The following is a 20,776-nucleotide window of genomic DNA, read 5'->3' as shown; positions in this document are numbered from 1 at the left end:
TGCAAGCGGCGTTTTTCAACACGTCCTATGCAGGAAAAACATTCCTTTCTGCCGAATTCTTTTGTGTTGTTTTTTCACTATTGACTACGAAAGGAAGTTCTTCTATGCAATTCATCCCGAACAACTCCGCCCGCTTTATGATCGGTGCCGGTCTTGCCGCAATGGTTGGCGTAACCAATCCACTGGCCTGCCATGCGGAAACGCCGGCCAATATCTCCCTGCTTGCGGCTGCCCAGCAGGAACAAGGCGGGGCACAGCTCACCAACGTCAATGCATTTCAGGATACGATGCTGAAATACCGGGACCGACAGGAATTACAAAATGCCATCAATTATGGGCAGAGCCTGCTGCAGACCAATCCCGCCCCGGAACTGGCTCTGGAAATCTGCGCCCAGCTGGGCAGCATCTACACCTACGACCTGCCGGACAGAAGCAAGGCCCTGCCCTATGTAAACCGCGCCATCGAGCTTGCCCGCCAAAAACACAGCCAGACCGAGATTGAGCGGCTGGTAAATGACGGTGGGCTGACGGTTGAATTTTGTGCTTATAAGGGGGAAACCAATACCATCCGGGAAATCTACATCATGAAAGCCGTCTTGGAAAACACACCACCAGCCTTTGAAAGCCACACGGTTATAAAAGACGTAAGCTATGTAGAAACGGACAACATTCAAAATATCATCTATCCCACCAACTGGACCGGTTCTGAACGTGTGCGAAATGATGTCGCGGCCAGGAAAATCACGCCAGCAGAAAGAACGCAGCTGGACGAAAAATTTAACCAAGAAACGAGTTCTGCCATTATCGATCTGGAACGCCATGTTATGATTTTCAACGGGATCGGCCTCGCGCCTTCCACTGCCGCCACTGTCACCAAGGCTAAGATAGCCGCCAAGCAGGTAGCATGGCTGGATGCCCTGCGCAGTCTGACGGAAAGAATTATGGGCATTGATACTACTTATCCCGATGAAAACACCTTGATCGCCCAATCCAAGACTCCCCCCAACATCCTCAACCATGCTTACGAAATCGGCACCTTCCCCCTCGATGACGCCCCTAGCGGCTTCTGCACCTATATGGAAATTCCCCTGCAGTATATCGAGGGCTATCTCAAAAAATAAGCGGCGTGAATTGCCATTCCCCCTGCTCATTATGCTATAATGTCGGTATGAACAGATTGCGAAAGGGGAAGGTTTATGCGTTTGCTGAAGGCCATGCAGGAAAAGGAGCGTTTTTCCTGCACGGAAGCGGCTATTGTAGATTACATCCTGGCCCATCCCGCCCAAATCGCGGAAATGACCACCCGGGAGCTGGCAGAAAAGACCTATACCAGCCCCGCCGGCATCTTCCGCTTGTGCCAGAAATTAGGGCTGAAAGGTTATAATGAATTCAAAATCAAATTCACCAGCGAAATCAACCGGACACTGCCCTGCGGTGCTCATATCATGCACCGTCCCATCACCGGCAAGGATACCACCTCGGATATCGTGCGCAAGCTTGCGCAACTGGAAGTCGAAGCGATTGAAGAGACCAAGAACGAGATGGACCTGCAGCAACTGGAACGCATTGCCGCCCTGCTGGATGCAGCCAACATCATTGATATCTACGCCTATGACCAGAATTATTCCCTGGCGCAGATGGCCGTCTACAATTTCCTGCAGATCCAGCGCACCGCCGTGGCCCACAATTCCTTGAACAGCCAGCTTTCTGCCGCCCTCTGCTCCGACCAGAGCCATCTGGCCTTCCTGATCAGCCGTTCAGGCATCAACCAGCGCCTCATCCGCACCGCCAAGCTCCTCAGGGACCGCGGAGTAAAGACCGTGCTGCTGTCCACCAGCGGCCAGACGGAGCTGGCCCAGCTCTGTGACGAATTCCTCTACGTGGCCAACACCGTAGATTATCTGGATCTGGGCGGCAATATCTTCAGCGTGGGCGTCCGCTACTACTTCGACGTCCTGGTCAGCATCATCCTGTCCCAGCACTTCACCGAAGTGGAAAAATCCTATCAGGAATTCGAGAATTATCTGGGACATGCCGAAGACAAAGACCGACTCTGGTGAATCCTAAGCCATAACAAACGGAACGCCGTTTCATGCGTTCCGTTTTTTTCTGTCTTTTTCTGAAACAATCCCCCGCAATTGTCTGAATCTATTGAACCGCCACACATAGGATGCTATAGTAAGAGTATCTTAAAGCCAGGCTGCATTTATAGAAAGGATGACCGTTTATGAAAAAAATCACACTTCTCTGCGCCGCAGGCATGAGCACCAGCATGCTGGTCAAGGCCATGCAGAAAGCCGCCGCTGCCGAAAACTTTGAATGCGAGATTGCCGCTTATCCCACCTCTGAGGCCAAGGAAAAGGCAGCCGGTTCGGATGTGATTCTCTTAGGCCCGCAGGTGCGTTTCCAGAAAGGCAAGATAGCAGAACTGCTGCCGGGCATTCCTGTGGAAGCCATCGACATGCGCATGTACGGCCGCATGGACGGTGCCGGCGTCCTCAAATTCGCGCAGGAAAAAATGAATGCCTGATAAACCTGACACATTCCGCATCTTTTCACGGAGGTTATGATTATGAGTTTTCCAAAAGGTTTCTTATGGGGTGGCGCAGTGGCTGCCCATCAGTTAGAAGGTGGCTGGCAGGAAGGCGGCAAAGGCATCAGCGTAGCTGACGTCATGACCGCAGGCCGGCATGGTGTGCCCCGGGAGATTACGGATGGCGTGCTTCCCGGCAAGAACTACCCCAATCATGAAGCCATTGATTTTTACCATCATTACAAAGAAGACCTAGCCTTGCTTGCAGAGATGGGCTTCAAATGCTTTCGCACCAGCATTGCCTGGACGCGCATCTTCCCCAACGGGGATGAGACAGAGCCCAACGAAGCAGGCCTGCGATTCTATGATGACCTCTTTGACGAGATGCTCAAGCACGGCATTGAACCGGTGGTAACCCTGTCCCACTTCGAGATGCCCTACCATCTGGTCACAGAGTACGGCGGCTGGCGCAGCCGCAAGCTCGTGGACTTCTTTGTCCGCTTTGCCGTGACCTGCTTCAAGCGGTACAAGAACAAAGTCAAGTTCTGGATGACCTTCAACGAGATCAACAACCAGCGGGAAGTCAACGTTCCCTTCACCGCCTTCACCAACAGCGGCATCCTCTACGGCGAGGACGAGGACAAATACGCCACCCTCTATCAGGTGGCACACCACGAATTCATCGCTTCAGCCAAAGCCGTCATCGAAGGCCACAAGATCAACCCGGACTTCAAGATCGGCTGCATGCTGGCCATGGGCCCGGTCTATCCGGAAACCTGCCGTCCCGGCGACCAGATTGCCTCCCTGAAGGAGATGGACAAGAGCTTCTTCTTCGGTGACGTGCAGGCCCGCGGCCATTACCCTTCCTATATCCTGAAACTTTGGGAGAACAAAGGCTATCAGGTGGAAATGGAAGAAGGCGATCTGGAACTTCTCCAGCAGGGCAAGGTAGACTACTTCGCCTTCAGCTACTATATGAGCAATGTGACCACCTCGGTCGAAGAAAACAAACAGAGCCTGCAGGGCGGCTTTGCCACCGGCGTGAAGAATCCCTATATCACGGAATCCGACTGGGGCTGGCCCATCGACCCGGAAGGCCTGCGCTATATGCTCAACATCCTGCAGGAACGCTATGAGCTGCCCCTGATGATCGTAGAAAACGGCATCGGCCTCCATGAAACCGCTCCGGCAGAAGGCGAGATCCAAGATGATGCCCGCATCGACTACTTCCGCGCCCATATCCAGGAAATGAAAAAAGCCATCGACGAGGATGGCGTAGATCTCTGGGGCTACTGCCCCTGGGGCCCCATTGACCTGGTATCCGCCGGCACCGGCGAGATGGAGAAACGCTATGGCTTCATCTATGTGGACAAGGACAACGAAGGCAACGGCACCCTCAAACGAGCCCGCAAAAAATCCTTCCACTGGTACAAAAAAGTCATTGCCTCCAACGGCGAGGATTTAGACTGATACAAGCGAAAGGCCGTCCATTGGTCTTGGACGGCCTTTCTCCCTCTACGGCTGACTTTTGCCCGAGGTACTTTACTGGTGGCTGTGCTTATTTCACCAGCACGGTAAACAGATAGTTGGCTACCAATCCTGCAATCAGAGAAAGCAGGAAGTCACGCAACAGGGGTAAATATTTCATTAGCTTAACCTCCCTTCCGCTGAGAGGCGCACAGCAAAATTATTATAGCATTTTCTGCTACAGTGTGCTACAATACAGTTAAGGTAAATATTTCATAGCTAACAGCGTTGCAGGTTGACTGCCTGCGACGCAGGGGTCCGCTATTCGGACAATAAAAAGCCATCCTTTTGGTCGAGGGTGGCTTTTTTCTTAGGTTCTTCTGCCAGCGAAAAAAGCCTCCGTGCACATACCGCACGGAGGCCTTTTTTATCCGTCAAGCGTTCCCATTCGTCAACATACGTCTCTTCTGTCAAAAACGTTCATTGCAGAAATTTAAGCCTGTATCGTCCGGAACCCGCTGGCCTTGTGGAGCCGGTTCATGATGGCCAGCCCCAGGCCTTCGCTGGTGGTGCCTTCTCCCAGCAGCATATCCGCTTCCTTGTCGTCGAAGCTGCGCAGGCCTTCGTAGATATTGGCGGCGATGGCGGGCAGATTGCCCTGCCGGCCATATGGCACCAGCATTTCCGCCGGCATTAAGTCGTGAAGTTCCGCAATGACTTCCTGACTGGCCAGCACACCCACATTGTGTCCTTCCGCCTGCAAACGTTCGATTTCCCGGCGGAAGGCCCGCACCATGCGGGTAGGCATGCCCTCGATCAGGGTCAGAGGCGCTTTGGGGGCGTAATGGGTGTATTTCATGCCCGGTGCCTTGGGGACGGAATCTGCACCGACCAAAGCGGGGTCAATCACGACACTGCCCTCGCCCAGCACTTCTTCGAGCATTTCCTTCGTAATCGCGCCGGGGCGCAGGATAACGGCCTGTTCGCCCGTGGCATCGACAATGGTGGACTCCACACCGAAATCACAGGCGCCGCCATCGAGGATCATGGGAATCTTGCCCTCCATATCCACGAGCACGGATTCTGCGGTCGTGGGGCTGGGACGACCCGAGATATTGGCCGACGGAGCCGCAATGGGCACACCAGCTGCGGCAATCAAAGCTCTGGCCACATCATGTTCCGGCATCCTGACGCCCACGGTAGACAGGCCGCCGGTAATCTGCTCCGGCACAATGCCTTTCCGCGGCAAGATCAGGGTAATCGGGCCGGGGCAGAACGCCGCAATCAGCTTTTCCGCCTTTTCCGGAATCCTGGCTGCAATCTGGTCAATCATGGAGCGGTTGGACACATGGAGAATCAGGGGATTGTCCGAAGGGCGTCCCTTGGCCTGATAGATTTTCCGGCAAGCTGCGGCATCCAGGCCGTTGGCCCCCAGTCCATAGACCGTCTCCGTTGGGAAAGCCACCACTTCTCCCTTGCGGATAAGCTCACCGGCGAAATGAAGCGCTTCTTTGCCTGCTGTGATATTATCGATTTTTATACATCTTGTCTGCATGATTTTTTATGCCTCTTTCCAAGCCACTACTACCCGCTCAATGCCGGCGTAGTCCTTCAGGATTTCCGTGCGGGAAATCAGCGGGTTCTTCTCGGCCAGTTCCGCTACGTCCCCGGCCTGTTCAATACCCACCTCAAAGGCCATAAAACCGCCCGCCTCCAGCATGGCAGGTGCCTCAGCGCACAATCTGCGGTAGAAATCCAGCCCGTCCTCGCCGCCATCCAGCGCGGTATGCGGTTCACTGGTACGCACGTCCGCCGACAGTCCCTCGATGTCCTTCGCCGGGATATAGGGCGGATTGGAGAGGATGGCCGTATAGGTATTGCCCTGCAAGGGTGCCAGCAAATCGCCCGTGAAGAAATGCGCCCGTTCGTTCAGTTCCAGCGAGGCCGCATTTTCTTCGGCCACCGCCCGCGCCGCCGGGGAAATATCCACCGTGTCCAGAGCAGCATCCTGAACAAAATGCAGCACGCTGAGCCCCACGGCCCCCGTGCCCGTACCGATATCGGCAATGCGGGGATTTTCCGTGCCGAGCTGCCGCAGGCGGTCAACGCCTGCCTGCACGAGGATTTCCGTATCGGGCCGAGGCACGAGCGTATCCTCCGTCACCTTGAAGACCAGGCCCATGAATTCCTTTTCGCCCAGGATATAGGCCACCGGCACATGCGCGATGCGCTTTTTGATCATCTCGCGGAAAGCAGCCAGTTCTGCGGCCTGCAAGGGTTCGTCAAAATGCACATAGAGATAGATGCGCTGTTTCTGGAGGACATGACTCAACAGAACCTCTGCATCGAGCCGCGGATTCTCAATGCCCTTCTGGGCAAAATAATCTTCCGTCCACTTGAGGATGCGGCCGATTGTCCATACTTCATTTCCTGCCATCATTTCACCTGCTTCAGACGCTCTGCCTGATCTGCGGTGATCAGGGCATTCAGGATCTCGTCGAGGTCGCCCGCCAGGACTGCATCAATGCGATGGAGCGTCAAACCGATGCGATGGTCGGTCACGCGCCCCTGCGGGAAGTTATAGGTGCGGATGCGCTCACTGCGGTCACCGCTGCCCACCTGGCTCTTGCGGTCAGCCGAGATGCTGTCCATCTGCTCCTGCTGTGCCTTGTCCATGAGCCTTGCCCGCAGCACCTTCATGGCCTTGTCCTTGTTCTTGAGCTGGGAGCGCTCATCCTGACACTGCACCACGATCCCCGTGGGGATATGGGTGATGCGGATGGCACTTTCCGTGCGGTTGACATGCTGGCCGCCCGCGCCGGATGCACAGTAAAGGTCGATATGCAGGTCCTTGGGGTCGATGGCCACGTCCACATCTTCTGCTTCAGGCAGTACCGCCACCGTCACCGCCGAGGTATGGATGCGCCCGCCCGATTCCGTTGCCGGCACACGCTGCACGCGATGGGTGCCGCTCTCATATTTGAGCTTGCTGTATGCGCCAAAGCCCGTGACCATAAAGGAGATTTCCTTGTAGCCGCCCAGCTCCGTGGGATTCGCGTCGATGATTTCCATCTTCCAGCCCTGCTTTTCCACATAGCGGCCGTACATGCGGAAAAGGTCGCCCGCGAACAATGCCGCTTCCTCGCCGCCGACACCGCCGCGGATCTCCACGATGACGTTCTTGTCGTCATTGGGGTCCTTGGGCAGCAGCAGGATGGGCAGTTCCCCGTCCAGGACTTCTTTCTGCGCTTTCAGTTCGCTCAGCTCTTCCTCGACGAATTTGCGCATCTCATCATCCAGGGATTCCTCGAACATGGCCCGGGCTTCCTCGATGCCCTTGACCACTTCTTTGTACTCCCGGAACTTTTCCACGATAGGCACCAGGCTTGCATGCTCCTTGCTGTACTTCTGCCAGCGGCTCATGTCTGCAATCACATCGGGGTCGCTGATCAGCGATTCCAGCTCTAAAAATTTATCTTCAACGGCTTGGAGTTTTTCCAGCACTGATTTCACCTCAAATTTATTCCGTAACAGCAGCCGCCACGGGAGCACTCTCCGCCGGGGCCGCTTCCTCACTTGCTTTGTTGATATAATCCGGCGTGCCAGCCACGATCTCCTCTTCCGGCAGTACCGCCTTCAGGGATTCAATCGCCACTTCCACCATCTCATCCTCAGGCGGACGGGTGGTCAGATACTGCAGCCAGAGTCCCGGCCTGATGGCCGTCTGGATGATGCTGTTCTCACTGCGGCCCGCCAGACGGATAATCTCATAGGAGATACCCGCCACCACCGGCAGCAGCAGGATGCGGCTGGCAATGCGCTCCCAGAGCGAAGGCCAGCCCAAGAACGCAAACACGAAGATGGACACGAGCATGACGATCAGCAGGAAGTTCGTGCCACAGCGCGGATGCAGGCGCGGGAACTTCTGCACGTTCTCCACCGTCAGCGGCAGGCCTGCCTCATAGCAGAAAATCGTCTTATGCTCCGCTCCATGATACTGGAACACCCGCCGGATGTCCTTCATGCGGGAGATGCCCCAGATATACAGCAGGAAAATCACCAGCCGCAGGCCGCCTTCCAGCAGGTTCAAGACCATCGGATCTTCCGTGGCCCCATGCAGCCATTTCGCCCCGAATGTCGGGATGGCAATGAACAGCACACTGGCCAGCACCAAGGCAAAGACAATCGTGCCTGCCATTTCCTTGTCCGAGAGCTGCTCATCCTCTTCGCCTGCCATCCTGGCCGAATAGGACAAGGACTTCATGCCGATGACCAAAGACTCGATCAGAGACACCGAGCCCCGCAGGAAGGGCTTCTTCAAAATCGGGAATCTATCGCTAATGGAATTCACGGGCTTGGTCTCGACCTGGATTTTCCCCTGCGGATCACGCACGGCAGTAGCCGTAAGCTTCGGCCCCCGCATCATGACCCCTTCGATAACGGCCTGACCGCCCACCATCAATTTCTTACTCATAATTTTTCCTCAACTATACAAAATAAAGCAGAGCCATAAATGTGCTCTGCTTTACCATAACGTTTCTTACTTCTTGGCGTAACGCTTGTTGAACTTTTCGATACGACCGCCTGCCTGTACGTCACGCTGACGACCCGTGAAGAACGGATGGCACTTGGAGCAAACATCGACGCGCAGTTCTTTCTGCGTGGAACCCGTGGTGAACGTGTTGCCGCAACCGCAGGTTACCGTAGCTTCGAAATATTCCGGATGAATACCCTGTTTCATTATTTACACCTCGCTTTCACCCCAACGAAACTGGGAATTGATACAAGCAAGCTATGCGCGAGCTTGGTTTAGACCTAGCTTACCTCTTGGGGCAAAGCCAGTCAAATTTTGACTTGGAACCAGACGTCAGTACGTCCAGTACCCGACTATTATAGCACGCAAGCTGCTGCTATGCAAGGAAAGAAACAAAAATTTGCTTGAAAAAATTTCCTACCTATATGATAATGGTAGTATCTGTCGGAAATAACACCAAGGATTTTGATATAGAAAGGAACAAACACAACCATGGCCAATCAAGCAGTACAACATCAGTGCAGCTTCTGCAAACGGATCATCAACGTCCGCGACCAGTATGACCTGCCCATCTATGACCCCAACACCGGCTTTGCCATCTGCCGCAACTGCATCAAGGATGTCTACCACTTCCTCGAAGAACACGATGCCGCGCAGATCCAGGATGAAAAGCAGGTCTTTGCCGGGGAGCTGGATGATATCCTCAAGAAGAACAAGCCCCATATCATCAAGCAGTATCTCGATGAATACATCATCAATCAGGACCGCGCCAAGAAGATCCTCTCGGTAGCAGTCTACAACCACTACAAGCGCATGAAATACGGCTATCAGAACGACGACGGCACGGAAATCGAAAAATCCAACGTCATCATGCTCGGCCCCTCCGGCTGCGGTAAGACAGCCCTGCTGTCGCACCTCTCGAAGCTCCTCGACATCCCCTTCGCCGTAACGGACGCTTCCAGCCTGACGGAAGCCGGTTTCGTGGGTGCAGACGTGGAAGTCGCCGTGCGCAACCTCTACTACGCTGCGGACAAGGACGTGGAAAAAGCTGAACACGGCATCATCTACCTCGACGAATTCGACAAGATTGCCCGCAAGTCCGGCGCCAACAACTCCATCACCGCTGACCCGGGCCATGAAGGCGTGCAGCAGGCCCTGCTGAAGATGCTCGAAGGCAGTGTTGTGGAGTTCACCTCCCGCGGCCAGCGCAAGCATCCCGAAGCCCCCACCATCAAAGTGGACACGAAGAACATCCTCTTCATCGTCGGCGGTGCCTTCGTGGGCATTGACGATGTCATTGCCAAGCGCCTGTCAAAAGCCAGCACCATCGGTTTTGGTGCCGAAGTGCAGGGCAAGGATGACAAGCCGAAATTCGACGAACTCATCCATAAGGTCCGTCCGGAAGACCTGATGCAGTACGGCATCATCCCCGAGATCATCGGCCGCCTGCCGGTGATCTGCACCCTCGAGACCCTCGACGAGGACGCCCTGCTGCGCATCCTCACCGAACCCAAGAACGCCCCGGTCAAGCAGTACCAGAAACTTCTGGCCATGGATAACGTGGAACTCGAATTCCAGGAAGAAGCCCTGCGCGCTGTCGCCCGCAAGGCCATCGAGCGCAAGACTGGCGCCCGCTCCCTCAAGGGCATCATCGAAGACATCATGCTCGATGTCATGTTCGATATCCCGAAATCCGACGAAGCCCGGAAGGTCATCATCACCAAAGAATGCATCGAAAAAGGCGCCAAGCCGGAAGTCGTGAAGAAATAGTACTACAAATGGCCCATCATTGACTATTGATGGGCCATTTGCTATAATCAAAGTAAAGAAAATGCCACACACCACGGGAACAGTCAGCCCGTATCAATAGATCCGAATTAACCGCCTTTGTTTTGCAGACTTGGGGCGGTTATTTTCGTGTATGCAAATCTTTTCCCAGCATATAGCCAACGCTAAAGCAGGTAAGCGCAAAGGCAAAAAAACCCATTGCTGATTCAAGTGTCATAAGACATCCCCCCTTATACATATTCTCCTAAGAGTTTCTATGTCATCGGAGGGTAACAGTCCCTCCGCAGAGGGCTAACCGCTTCCTTAGGTGTGTAGCAGGTACAGTATAACATATAGTTTCGCGATATAGCAATACACTATTTTCGCGGCTCTGGCAGCAAGAACGTCGCCGCCGCACAGCAGATGGAAATCAGGAAAATCACCACCATCACCGCCGCAATGCCGAAGCTGTCCGCATACCAGCCCAAAGACGGCACGATGATGCCGCCCAGGCTGAAGGACAGGCCCAAAGTCACGCCGGAGGCGAAGCCCAGGCTTTTGGCCAGATAGCTCTGCCCCAATACCACGAAGGCCGCATAGGGCCCCTGCATGGCAAAGCTCATGGGAATCAGCATGGCATAGACAGCCCAGATATTCTGCGTGAAGACCACCACCGCCAGACAGGGGATAAGCAGCAAGGCCCCATAGCGCATGGTATTGACATAACCCTTGCGGTCAGCCAGCCAGCCGCCCACCAACGTTGCCAGCACTCCCGCAATGGAGATGATGGACAGCGTGGCACTGCCCACCGCCGGACTTGCCCCCAGCACCTGGATGCAGAACAGGGGCAGGAACGCACTGATGGACGTAAACAGCGTGGAACGGAACACGATCACCACGAACAGCCGCGCAAAGGCCGGCCAGTCATTTTCCCGCGGCACGGCATCTGCCCTGACCGTGTCCCGTGCCTGAGCCAATTGCCGCCGGCTCTCCCGCGCAATGGCCGGCGCAGCCAAAAAAATCATCGCCGCCGTGAACAGGGACGCAATGCCATAAAAAGCCGTCCCCTGCATGCCAAAGGTGGTGACCAGGAACACCGCGAGCAGCGGCCCCAGCCCGAAGCCGCCGTTGCCGCCCACGCTGAAGATGCTCATGCCCTGCCCCTTTTTCTTGCCGGCAATGGCATTCACATTGCGCGCCGCCTCGGGATGGAAGATGGAACTGCCAATCCCCATCAGGGTAACCGCCGCAAAGATGCCCCAGTAATTGGTCACAAAGCCGGTGCAGGCCAGCGACAGCCCGGCCATCAGCACGCCCAGCACCATAAACCACTGCCGCGAGCCTTTATCCGCCAGCCAGCCGAACAAGGGCTGGATGATCGAGGACAAAAAAGACGAGGCAAACATCAGCCCCGCAACAGATGTATAATCCATGCCGTACTCACTGACGAAAAACGGCAGCAGTGCCGGCAGGGAACCGCTGTTGATATCCACGCTGAGATGACCCGCCGACAGCATATAGAGATATTTCTTATTCATCACCAAGGGACTCCTTCCGAAAAGATTGTCTTTATTGTAGCAATTTTTCCCAGCCCAGGCAAATCCTATACACAATTGAATGAAGAAAAATAAAAGCAGGCTGTCTCCAGCCTGCTTTTTCGCGCCATCATTTGCCCTGCTGATTATCGTCCCAGCAATAACCCCTATGACCATGACGGCCATGACCACCGCCGCACCAGTTATCACCAGCCTGACGGCAATAGCCCGGACGGTCATTGCCAGCGGCATTGCTGTCCGCCGCCAGAGCCGGTACCGCACTGGCCACGATCATGCCAGCCGCCAGAGATGCGAATATTTTCTTCATAATAAAAACCTCCTCAAGGTCCAATCATTTTCTCGATGCTTTCATTATGACGGCCATTTGTGACGAAAATGTTACGAAGAAAAATATTTTTTGCCGCCAGAACGATTATTTGCTAAACGGAAGCCAGATAAATGCAAGGAGGCTTTTGACAGATAAATAAAAAATTATAAATAATTATAAAAGAATCTTGAATACATTATAACTTATCGATATAATAGCATTGAGGTGATGAACTTGGAATACTATACTATCAATAAGTTTGCCAAAATCATCGGAGTCACCCCACAAACCCTGAGAAACTGGGACAGAAACGGAAAACTCCACCCTCATCACACTTCGTCCAACGGTTACAGATACTACTCGGAAGACCAATTAAATGCCGTAACAGGCATTCAATTAGCTCCTAAAAAGATTATTGGCTATTGCAGGGTATCAAGCCCCAAGCAAAAAGATGACCTTGAAAGACAGGTCGAAAATCTGAGAACATATTTGTATGCCCAAGGGCAGCCCTTTGAAATAATCACTGACATAGGGTCTGGAATCAACTACAAGAAGAAAGGTTTACAAGACCTTATTCGTAGGATTGAGTCCAACCAGGCCGAGAAAGTGGTTATCCTCTATAAGGACAGGCTTTTACGCTTCGGATTTGAGCTTATCGAAACGATTGCCGCTATTCATGGTTGCAAAATAGAAATTGTCGATACCACTCAAAAAAGCGAACCAGAAGAGCTTGTTGAGGATTTAGTGCAAATAATTACAGAGTTTAGCTGTAAGCTCCAAGGAAAACGGGCACATAAGGCGAAGAGAATGATACAGGAGTTAGTGGGATTTGATTCAGATGATAAGGTCAAACAGGATACGGCTGCTCCCGAACAACAAGCAGAGGACTAAACTGTTTCAGTTCGCAGGTGCTTCAAGGTTTGCCTACAACTGGGCTTTAGACAAGCAGATGGAGAATTTTCGGCATGGATTTAGGTATTAAAGACTTGGCGATAATCTCTGACGCTACCAAGGTCAAAAATATCAACAAGACGCATACAATAAGGAAACTCAAGAAAACGAGACGCAGGTTGCAGCGTCAGGTATCTCGTAAATACCAGATGAACAAGAAAGGAGATCGTTACTGCAAAACAGGCAACCTTATAAAAAGTGAAAATATAAGTTTTCAGTAACGGGATTGATATGGCACGGATCCTGATTGCCGATGACAACGAAGCGATAAGGGATATATTGTCCATTGCCGCCACGGCAGCCGGTCACGAAAATATACAGGCCGCTGACGGCGAAGATGCCTGGCAAAAATTCACGGCGGGGAACATCGACCTGATCCTGCTGGATGTGATGCTGCCCAAGATGGACGGCTTTGCCCTGTGCCGCAAGATCCGGCAGGAATCGGCAGTGCCCATCATCATGATCACCGCCTGCGGCGACGACTACGACCGCATCATGGGGCTGGATCTGGGCGCGGACGATTATGTGGTCAAACCGTTTTCCACCGCTGAAGTCATGGCCAGAGTCAAGGCCGTCTTGCGGCGCTGGCAGCGGGACGGACAGGCCGCCGGACTCTCCTGCGGCAATCTGCACCTGCAGGAAGAACGCGGCCTGGTCGAAATCGCCGGCGCGCCCCTTTCCCTGACGCATAAGGAATACGACCTGCTCCACCTGTTCCTCACCCATCCGCAGCAGATCTTCTCCCGGGAACATCTGCTGGATCTGCTCTGGGGCTATGATTACAGCGGCGACACCCGCACCGTGGACACCCATATCCGCCGCCTGCGGGCCAAACTGGAAAAAGCGGGACTGGCCGGCGGCAGTATCGGCACCGTCTGGGGCAGGGGCTACCGCTGGGAAAACGAGGCAACAGCGAAATGAAACACACACTCCTGCGGAAAATGCTGCTGTATTTTTCCGCCATCATCCTCCTGTTCTCCCTTATCATAGGGCTGGCTTTCGCCTGCCTGTTTGCCCGGCACAGCCAGGACGTCCATCAGGAAGAGATGCAAAAGCGGGCCATTGCACTGGCAGCCGCCATCCCCGCCATGGAAGAAGCAGCTGCATTGCTGCAAGCCGAAAGCATCGGACCTGACACTCAGCCTGCCCAGCCGGGGCGCGGCGGCCCGGGCATGGGGCACGCCCGCCATCACGGCAGGATGATGCAGCAGGGCTGGTGCCGACGGCAGTACACCCTTGCCCCGCACGAAGCGGGCAGCAATTCCGAAGCAGACCAGCGGCTGGCCAGCTTCTTCCGGCAGTTGAACGAACTGGGCGAAGGCGAGGTTTGGCTGGTTGGTGCGGGCAGCCATATCATCCGCTCCTACGGTGCGGAAAACGAAGAGACCATCACTGAACTGCCGCCGGCAGCCGAAGCGCTTATCACGGATGTCCTCAGCGGCCAGCCCGCCCGCAGTCAGGCTTTCTCGCCGCTGCTCGGCGTCCCTGCTATCACCGCCGCCGCCCCCATCTACCATGACGGACGCATAAGCGGTGCCATTCTCCTGCATCATTCCCTGCAAAACATGGAAACGAGCATCTGGCAGGGCCTGCGCCTGCTCGCCCTGTCCCTGCTGCTCGCCCTCCTCCTGACCGGCACGCTCGCCTGGGGGCTGGCCAGGCATTTCAGCAGCCCCCTGCTCAAGATGCAGCAGACCGCCCGCGCCTTTGCCAGCGGCGATCTGACTGCCCGCACCGGCATCCGGCAGCAGGACGAGATCGGCCAGCTCGCCGCCGATCTGGATGCCTTGGGCACGGAACTTTTGCAAGCCCGCACGGAACGGCAGGAACTGCAAAAACAGCGGCAGGAATTCCTGGCCGCCATCTCCCATGAACTACGCACCCCGCTGACCATCCTGCGCGGCACGCTGGAACTCTTATGGCAGGATCTTTCTATGACCAGCGAAGCCAAAGCGCGCTGCCAGAGCCAAGCCAGCAGCAGCCTCAAGACCTTGGAACGCTTGGTCGGTGACCTGCTGGAACTCACCCGCCTGCAAAATCCTGGCTTCATCCTGCAGAAGGCCCCGCTGGATATCACCGAAGCCTTCCGGGACGCCGTGCGGCAGATGCAGGTCATCGCCCGGGACAAGCACATCACCATCCAGACGGACTTTTCCCAGCCCCTGCCCATGGACGGCGACTACGGCCGCCTGCGCCAGCTGCTGATCATCCTGCTGGACAACGCCATCAAATTCTCCCCCGAAGCCTCTGCCATTACCGTCCGCCAGCAGGTCTCCGAAACCGGCTGGCAGATCAGCGTGATCGACCAGGGCTGCGGCATTGCCCCGGAGGAACTCCCCCATATCTTCGCCAAATTCCACAGCACCCGGAGCAACAACCAGCAGGGTACCGGCCTGGGCCTGGCCATCGCCCAGGAAATCGCCCAGCGCCATGGCCTGCAACTGACCTGTAAAAGCCAGCCCGCCCAAGGCAGCACCTTCACCATCCACGGCAGGAAATCTTCTGGCCTGCCAGCCTTTTCTGCCATGCAAAATCGAGATATACTAGTGTGACAGACACAAAAAAACCCCGGCTTTGACGAGTTGCCGGGAGTTTTTTCTAATCCATTGCTTTCCATATGCCTAGTATAGCACCGCACGGAAAAAGCAATCTCTTTTTCGTGTCTTAGATATCCATCGAATGAATATTCTCCGCTTTCATGAAGGCGGAGATTTTTTGTACGCCGCGCATGACTTCAGCATAGTTTTCCGGTGTCAGGGACTGCGGCCCATCAGACAAGGCCTTGGCCGGATTCGGATGCACTTCCATCATCAGGCCGTCCGCGCCGGCGGCAATGGCCGCAAAGGCCATGGGCTTCACCATTCTCCATTTGCCCGTGCCGTGGCTGGGATCTACAATGATGGGCAGGTGGGACAGATGCTTGACTGCCGCCACTGCGCTCAGATCCAGCGTATTGCGCGTATAGGTCTCATAGGTGCGGATGCCGCGCTCACAGAGCACCACATTGGGATTGCCGGCATTCATGATATATTCGGCAGCATTGAGCCACTCATCAATCGTTGCCGCCAGACCGCGCTTCAACAGCACCGGCTTGCCGCATTTGCCGACTTCCTTGAGCAGGCCGAAATTCTGCATGTTGCGGGCACCGATCTGCAGCATGTCCGCATATTCCACGACACGCTCGATGGCCTCCACCGTCGTGACCTCCGTAACCACGCGCAGGCCAGTGCGCTCACGGGCTTCCGCCAGATACTTGAGTCCCTCGATTTCCAGCCCCTGGAACGCATACGGGGATGTGCGCGGCTTATAGGCACCACCGCGCAGGAACTGGGCGCCAGCCTTTTTCACGATTTCGGCGGCCTCGAACAGCTGTTCCTTGGACTCCACGGCACAGGGGCCAGCCATGACCACCGGCGTGCCATCGCCGATCTTCACGCCAGCGACATCAATGACACTGTTCTGAGGATGGAACTCGCGGCTGGCCAGCTTGTAGCTCTTGGAGATCTCCACGCTCTTTTCCACACCGTCCATCGCATCGATGGGCACCGTAGCCAGTCTTGCCTTATCGCCGATAACCCCGACGATCTTCTGCTGACTGCCTTCCATCACCTTGGCCTGCAGGCCTGCGCCTTCGATGACCGCAATGACTTCCTGGATGTCTTCTGCCGTAGCATCCACATTCATGATAATAAACATAATTCCATCCCCTTCTATATCAGAAAAATTTATTTCACATGTATAACCGGATAAGTGCCCAGATTCCTGAGCCAGATACTCTTCTCCGCCACCGCCGCCAGCGACTCCGCAAGCTTCGGCGAGTCCACATATTCCAGATCGAAGAAGAAGATATAGGCTCCCAGCTCCGTCCGGGCTGGCCGCGACTCGATGCGCGTCATATTGATGCCCCGCTGGGCAAATTCCTTGAGCACATCAAAGAGGGCACCAGCCTTCTGACCATCGATCTGGCAGATCACGAGCAGCTTTTCCTTGGGCAGGAATTCCTGTGCTCCCCGCCCCACCTGGAAGAAGCGCGTGCAGTTGGCCGCACTGTCCTGGATCTCCTTGGCGATAGGCAGTAGCCCCAGAAGCTCACCAGCCCGCGCCGTGGCAATGGCGGCGCAGTTGTCATCCTCCGAATCGGCCACGATCTCTGCGGCCCGGGCGGTGCTCGACACCTTTATGAGTTCCGCCTGCGGATAATGCGCCTGCAAAAAAGCCCGGCATTGGGAAATGGGCTGGGCATGGGAATAAATCCTCTTTATCTCGCCCTTGCGCTTTGCTAACAGCTGATTATGTACGGGCCAGATCAGTTCCCGCCAGACATACAGCCCATCACTGCGCGCCAGCGTGTCCAGAGAGATATTGATGGCCCCCTCCAGTGAGTTCTCCACCGGCACCAAGGCCGAATCCACCTCACCATTTTCCACTGCCTGCAGGCAGTCAAAGATATCGGCAAACAGTACCAGCCTGTAATCCTCGTGGCAATGCTTCTTCAGATAGACCGCCGCCGCCTCGCTATGGGTTCCCGCCGGGCCTAACACCCCCAGGGTCTTTGCCATGCATATCCTCCTCCACAGGAAAAGCCCCGTCCTTGAATCATGGACGAGGCTTTTTGACCTAATTTCCCTTCAAAGTGATACTATCATAGCACAAACGATAGCAATTAACAAGCATTTTTGCAAAATAAGTTACATTATGTCTTTTTTATACATACTTTTGTTTTATTATTTTTAATATCCGCTTCATTGCCACCAATCAGCTCACCGGAAGAATCTCTCTGCCCTCTTCTTGTCTCAGACCTTCAGCAGCCTGCTGACACGCAATGGATTGCCAGCAAAGGGCGGCAGCGCGCAAAGTTCCGCCGACAGGCCCAGCTCGGACAGATCCCTGCCCAGCCCCTCCATTATGGCCGGCGAATCGAATCGCTGGCTGGAGCGTATATACATCGTATCGCCGTAAGTTGAAGCAGCCAGGCCGAAGGAACCCAGCCCCTTGATGCAGATGAGGCGGGTGATTTCCCTGACCAGGGGCTGATCCCCGACCGGATACAGCTTTTCCATCGCCCGGGTGGCAGCGAGGGAAATCAGGGCTGCCACGGAAGTTTTTTCCGCCTTGGCGGCAGCCAAAAATTCCTTCAAGGGATAGCGGAGCTCATAGCCTGAGCAGTATGCCACATCCATGGGATAAGCTTCCTCAGGAATGGCAAAGGCCGCCGAAGATGTGCCCTCCTCCTTCCCGGCTATTTCTTCCGCGAATTTCCGGTAAGGGTCCAGCCTTTCCACTTCATCCAGGGAACGATCCGGCTCCAGCCGTATCACGGAATCGGCATCCGGTACCAGTCCCCGGCCCTGAGCATAATAATAGAGAACCGTCCGCAAAAAACTCCAGATGCCATGGAGCATCACCAGCAGGGAACTCAGATAACACAGGGACATGACCGCTCCCATGCCAAACATGCCGCCTTCCGCATAGAGCACATTGAACAAAGCCCCTACCGCATTCAGCCCCGTCTAGACAAAAATGGCCCGCAGGGCGTATTGGGCCTGCCCCTCCAAAAAGAGCACGGAAATCTGCATGGGCAGGAACAGCAGCAAGGCCATCCCCGGCGCCATGCCCCTCAGATAGTCGGTCAGGGCCTGAGCCACTGCCGGTTCGCCGCCCCCGGCGCCCAGCAGCAGGGAAAGCTCACCTGCGCCCCAAAAGATTCCCAGCCCCAGCAACGAGGAAAGCGGCAGGCAAAAAAGCAGGGCCAGGGAATATATGCCCCGGGCCTCCTCCTGACGTCCCCCGCCGATGCTCTTGGCGCAATTGCTTTGCACCCCCAGCGAAATGACCTGGCTGAGCATCATGACCAAAAAGACAAGCGGCAGCGTCAGCTGAAAGGCACCCATGGCCTCCAGCCCCAAAAAGCGGCTGAGTGCCAGTCCCTCGGGGCCCGACTGATAGATTTTGACGATCCTGTCTCTAGGCAGCCGATAAACCGCTCCATTCCGCCTTTTTCCCTGCACAAAAAGGCCGGCAGACGAATCTGCCGACCAAAGGAATCTCATATTTTTTATTGTCCTCCTGACAGGAGGCAGTTTCCCGCCGCCTGCAGGCCATGATCTGCGGTTTATTTCTGGTTCGCAGCTTTGACCTCTGCCAGTTTCGGTCCCATGATGCGCTTATAGGATTCTACGCCCGGCTGGTTGAAGGCATCCACGTTGGAAAGCTCGCCTTCGTAAGCGACAGACATAGCCAGCATGTAGAGGAGTTCGCCGAGGTGGTAAGCATTGAGCTTCGGCAGGGTGAAGCAAGCGTTGTAGCGCTTGTTGGAAGCCAGTGCATCAGCGTTGGACTGACGGGCAACTTCCAGTGCCTGACCCATGGTCACGCCGGAGATATCGGACAGCTTCTTGGCTTCCGGGAACACATCGGGGATCGTGAGGTCATTTTCCCAATCAGCCAGACGGATGAACTGCACAACCTTGTTGAGCTTGCCCTCCTGATGCTGCTGCGTCTGGGAATGCATGTCCGTCGTGCCTACTGCTACCAGCGGCGTACGGCCATAGCATACTTCCTTGCCGTCCTTGTTGTACTGTTTGCCCAGGGATTCAGCCAGCAGCTGGATATACCACTCGGAAACAGATTTCATGTAATCGCCATAAGGCATCATGACTTCGATATCGCGGCCATGCTTTTCCGAAGCAGCGAATTTCAGGGCTGCATTGAGCATAGCCGGGTTCTGCCAGAGGTCGTCGTTCTGGCAGGCCTTGTCCATGTCGCGGGCACCTTTGAGGAAGGCTTCGATATCAAAGCCCACGCAGGCAGCCAGCGTAAGACCGACTTCGCAGAAGATGGAGAAACGGCCGCCCACCCCATCGGGTACAGCGTACTGCGGCCAGCCCTTTTCGATAGCCAGCTTCTTCAGGAGCGTCTGCTTTTCCATGTTGGGATCCGTTACAGCGACAACTTCCACATCGATGTTATCGAACTTCTGCAGGGCATCATAGATGACCATGAAGTTAGACATCGTGTCGAGCGTACCGCCGGACTTGGAGATAACCAGCAGCAACACTTTCAGGTTGCGCTTTTCATGAGATTTGGTGACTTTGGCGCTGTTTTCGAGATAATGGATGATGTCACCCGTACGGCGCGGGTCAATGTTCTGACCGCTGAAGATGATCTTCGGGAAGCCATCACGTTCTGCCTTCGGCAGTTCGTTCCAGAATTCGCCGCAATGTACGTCAAAGATGACTTTATCGCCTAAGAAGGAGCCGCCGATACCCAGCGAAACCACGAAATCCACATTATCTTTCACATGGTCCGTCAGTTCCTGCAGATGCTTGAGGGAAGACGGGCTGTTCAGATGGCCTTCCTCAATGTAGGGAAGCTGGGAGAACAGCACTTTTTCCGGCTCGCCGTCCTTGGACAGATGGGCACGGATAAAGCCTTTTTCGCGCATGACCTTCATGGCTTCGTGAGCCTTCTTCAGATCTTCTTCATAGGATTTCAGGTCTGCTTCCGTAACTTTGCCTTCGCCGTAGAGGTTTTCGTAATCAAACTCAAAACCAGATTGCAGCTTCAAACTCATGTTCTTAACACTCCTCTAAATTCATTCCACCATAACAATCATCATTCTATTTTATTATTGTTACATACGAAATCATTATAACTCCAAA

Annotated in this window: 21 protein-coding genes; 9 read left to right on the top strand and 12 right to left on the bottom strand. The window is 54.8% G+C overall.

Annotation, left to right across the window (positions count from 1 at the left end; all coding sequences use genetic code 11):
* Positions 1 to 104: 104 nt before the first annotated feature.
* From BUB68_RS04145 to BUB68_RS04130, 4 genes are all read left to right on the top strand, one after another.
* Positions 105 to 1,121: a hypothetical protein gene (locus BUB68_RS04145; protein WP_073088519.1), complete on the top strand. Its 1,017-nt coding sequence runs from the start codon at positions 105 to 107 to the stop codon at positions 1,119 to 1,121.
* 75 nt (positions 1,122 to 1,196) lie between these two features.
* Positions 1,197 to 2,060: a MurR/RpiR family transcriptional regulator gene (locus tag BUB68_RS04140; protein WP_073088518.1), complete on the top strand. Its 864-nt coding sequence runs from the start codon at positions 1,197 to 1,199 to the stop codon at positions 2,058 to 2,060.
* A gap of 167 nt (positions 2,061 to 2,227) precedes the next feature.
* Positions 2,228 to 2,530 (top strand): PTS sugar transporter subunit IIB, encoded by a 303-nt coding sequence (locus BUB68_RS04135; RefSeq protein WP_073088517.1) that lies wholly within the window; start codon positions 2,228 to 2,230, stop codon positions 2,528 to 2,530.
* Between the two features lie 42 nt (positions 2,531 to 2,572).
* Positions 2,573 to 4,003, top strand: a complete 1,431-nt coding sequence (locus tag BUB68_RS04130; protein WP_073088516.1) for a 6-phospho-beta-glucosidase — start codon at positions 2,573 to 2,575, stop codon at positions 4,001 to 4,003.
* A gap of 490 nt (positions 4,004 to 4,493) precedes the next feature.
* On the opposite strand, the gene BUB68_RS04125 is transcribed toward BUB68_RS04130, so the two are convergent.
* The 5 genes from BUB68_RS04125 to rpmE all read right to left on the bottom strand — a co-directional run bounded on the left by BUB68_RS04125 (position 4,494) and on the right by rpmE (position 8,741).
* Positions 4,494 to 5,555 (bottom strand): L-threonylcarbamoyladenylate synthase, encoded by a 1,062-nt coding sequence (locus tag BUB68_RS04125; RefSeq protein ID WP_073088515.1) that lies wholly within the window; start codon positions 5,553 to 5,555, stop codon positions 4,494 to 4,496.
* Positions 5,556 to 5,561: 6 nt separating this feature from the next.
* Positions 5,562 to 6,437, bottom strand: coding sequence for a peptide chain release factor N(5)-glutamine methyltransferase (gene prmC, locus BUB68_RS04120; RefSeq protein ID WP_073088514.1), 876 nt, complete (start codon positions 6,435 to 6,437; stop codon positions 5,562 to 5,564).
* Positions 6,437 to 7,504 carry a peptide chain release factor 1 gene (gene prfA, locus BUB68_RS04115; protein WP_073088513.1) on the bottom strand — a complete coding sequence of 356 codons (1,068 nt, stop codon included), beginning with the start codon at positions 7,502 to 7,504 and terminating at the stop codon, positions 6,437 to 6,439. Before prfA ends, prmC begins: the two co-directional genes overlap by 1 nt.
* A 16-nt stretch (positions 7,505 to 7,520) precedes the next feature.
* Positions 7,521 to 8,474, bottom strand: coding sequence for a DUF1385 domain-containing protein (locus BUB68_RS04110; RefSeq protein ID WP_073088512.1), 954 nt, complete (start codon positions 8,472 to 8,474; stop codon positions 7,521 to 7,523).
* 66 nt (positions 8,475 to 8,540) lie between these two features.
* Complete coding sequence (rpmE, locus tag BUB68_RS04105; RefSeq protein ID WP_014423491.1) at positions 8,541 to 8,741, bottom strand: 50S ribosomal protein L31; 201 nt, start codon at positions 8,739 to 8,741, stop codon at positions 8,541 to 8,543.
* Between the two features lie 285 nt (positions 8,742 to 9,026).
* Here rpmE and clpX point away from each other — a divergent pair, with 285 nt between their 5' ends.
* Positions 9,027 to 10,304, top strand: coding sequence for an ATP-dependent Clp protease ATP-binding subunit ClpX (gene clpX, locus BUB68_RS04100; RefSeq protein ID WP_073088511.1), 1,278 nt, complete (start codon positions 9,027 to 9,029; stop codon positions 10,302 to 10,304).
* 374 nt (positions 10,305 to 10,678) lie between these two features.
* Here clpX and BUB68_RS04095 read toward each other — a convergent pair whose 3' ends face one another.
* Both BUB68_RS04095 and BUB68_RS04090 read right to left on the bottom strand, forming a co-directional pair.
* Positions 10,679 to 11,839 (bottom strand): MFS transporter, encoded by a 1,161-nt coding sequence (locus BUB68_RS04095; protein WP_073088510.1) that lies wholly within the window; start codon positions 11,837 to 11,839, stop codon positions 10,679 to 10,681.
* Between the two features lie 127 nt (positions 11,840 to 11,966).
* Positions 11,967 to 12,164, bottom strand: coding sequence for a hypothetical protein (locus tag BUB68_RS04090; protein ID WP_073088509.1), 198 nt, complete (start codon positions 12,162 to 12,164; stop codon positions 11,967 to 11,969).
* A 234-nt stretch (positions 12,165 to 12,398) separates the two neighbouring features.
* Here BUB68_RS04090 and BUB68_RS04085 point away from each other — a divergent pair, with 234 nt between their 5' ends.
* From BUB68_RS04085 to BUB68_RS15535, 4 genes are all read left to right on the top strand, one after another.
* Complete coding sequence (locus BUB68_RS04085; protein ID WP_073088508.1) at positions 12,399 to 13,055, top strand: IS607 family transposase; 657 nt, start codon at positions 12,399 to 12,401, stop codon at positions 13,053 to 13,055.
* A complete protein-coding gene (locus BUB68_RS15540; protein ID WP_256625777.1) occupies positions 13,003 to 13,146 on the top strand; it encodes a helix-turn-helix domain-containing protein in 144 nt (47 codons plus the stop codon). The genes BUB68_RS04085 and BUB68_RS15540 overlap by 53 nt, the downstream gene beginning before the upstream one ends.
* 200 nt (positions 13,147 to 13,346) lie before the next feature.
* Positions 13,347 to 14,036, top strand: coding sequence for a response regulator transcription factor (locus BUB68_RS04070; RefSeq protein WP_073088506.1), 690 nt, complete (start codon positions 13,347 to 13,349; stop codon positions 14,034 to 14,036).
* Complete coding sequence (locus tag BUB68_RS15535) at positions 14,033 to 15,667, top strand: sensor histidine kinase (protein ID WP_256625775.1); 1,635 nt, start codon at positions 14,033 to 14,035, stop codon at positions 15,665 to 15,667. The genes BUB68_RS04070 and BUB68_RS15535 overlap by 4 nt, the downstream gene beginning before the upstream one ends.
* Before the next feature lie 112 nt (positions 15,668 to 15,779).
* On the opposite strand, the gene aroF is transcribed toward BUB68_RS15535, so the two are convergent.
* The 5 genes from aroF to BUB68_RS04040 all read right to left on the bottom strand — a co-directional run bounded on the left by aroF (position 15,780) and on the right by BUB68_RS04040 (position 20,688).
* Entirely contained in the window at positions 15,780 to 16,811 is a 1,032-nt protein-coding gene (gene aroF / locus BUB68_RS04060; RefSeq protein ID WP_073088505.1) for a 3-deoxy-7-phosphoheptulonate synthase, read from the bottom strand.
* 29 nt (positions 16,812 to 16,840) lie between these two features.
* Positions 16,841 to 17,674, bottom strand: coding sequence for a prephenate dehydratase (gene pheA, locus BUB68_RS04055; protein ID WP_073088504.1), 834 nt, complete (start codon positions 17,672 to 17,674; stop codon positions 16,841 to 16,843).
* A gap of 234 nt (positions 17,675 to 17,908) precedes the next feature.
* Complete coding sequence (locus tag BUB68_RS04050) at positions 17,909 to 18,601, bottom strand: hypothetical protein (protein WP_073088503.1); 693 nt, start codon at positions 18,599 to 18,601, stop codon at positions 17,909 to 17,911.
* A 24-nt stretch (positions 18,602 to 18,625) separates the two neighbouring features.
* Positions 18,626 to 19,165 carry an MATE family efflux transporter gene (locus BUB68_RS04045; protein ID WP_073088502.1) on the bottom strand — a complete coding sequence of 180 codons (540 nt, stop codon included), beginning with the start codon at positions 19,163 to 19,165 and terminating at the stop codon, positions 18,626 to 18,628.
* A 62-nt stretch (positions 19,166 to 19,227) separates the two neighbouring features.
* Positions 19,228 to 20,688: a glucose-6-phosphate isomerase gene (locus tag BUB68_RS04040; RefSeq protein ID WP_073088501.1), complete on the bottom strand. Its 1,461-nt coding sequence runs from the start codon at positions 20,686 to 20,688 to the stop codon at positions 19,228 to 19,230.
* Between the last annotated feature and the right edge of the window lie 88 nt (positions 20,689 to 20,776).

The organism is Pseudoselenomonas ruminantium (genome assembly GCF_900142515.1).
GTDB lineage: Bacteria > Bacillota > Negativicutes > Selenomonadales > Selenomonadaceae > Selenomonas_A > Selenomonas_A ruminantium_D.
The sequence above is the reverse complement of the archived record's forward strand: the minus strand, read 5'-3'. Positions and strand labels throughout refer to the sequence as shown.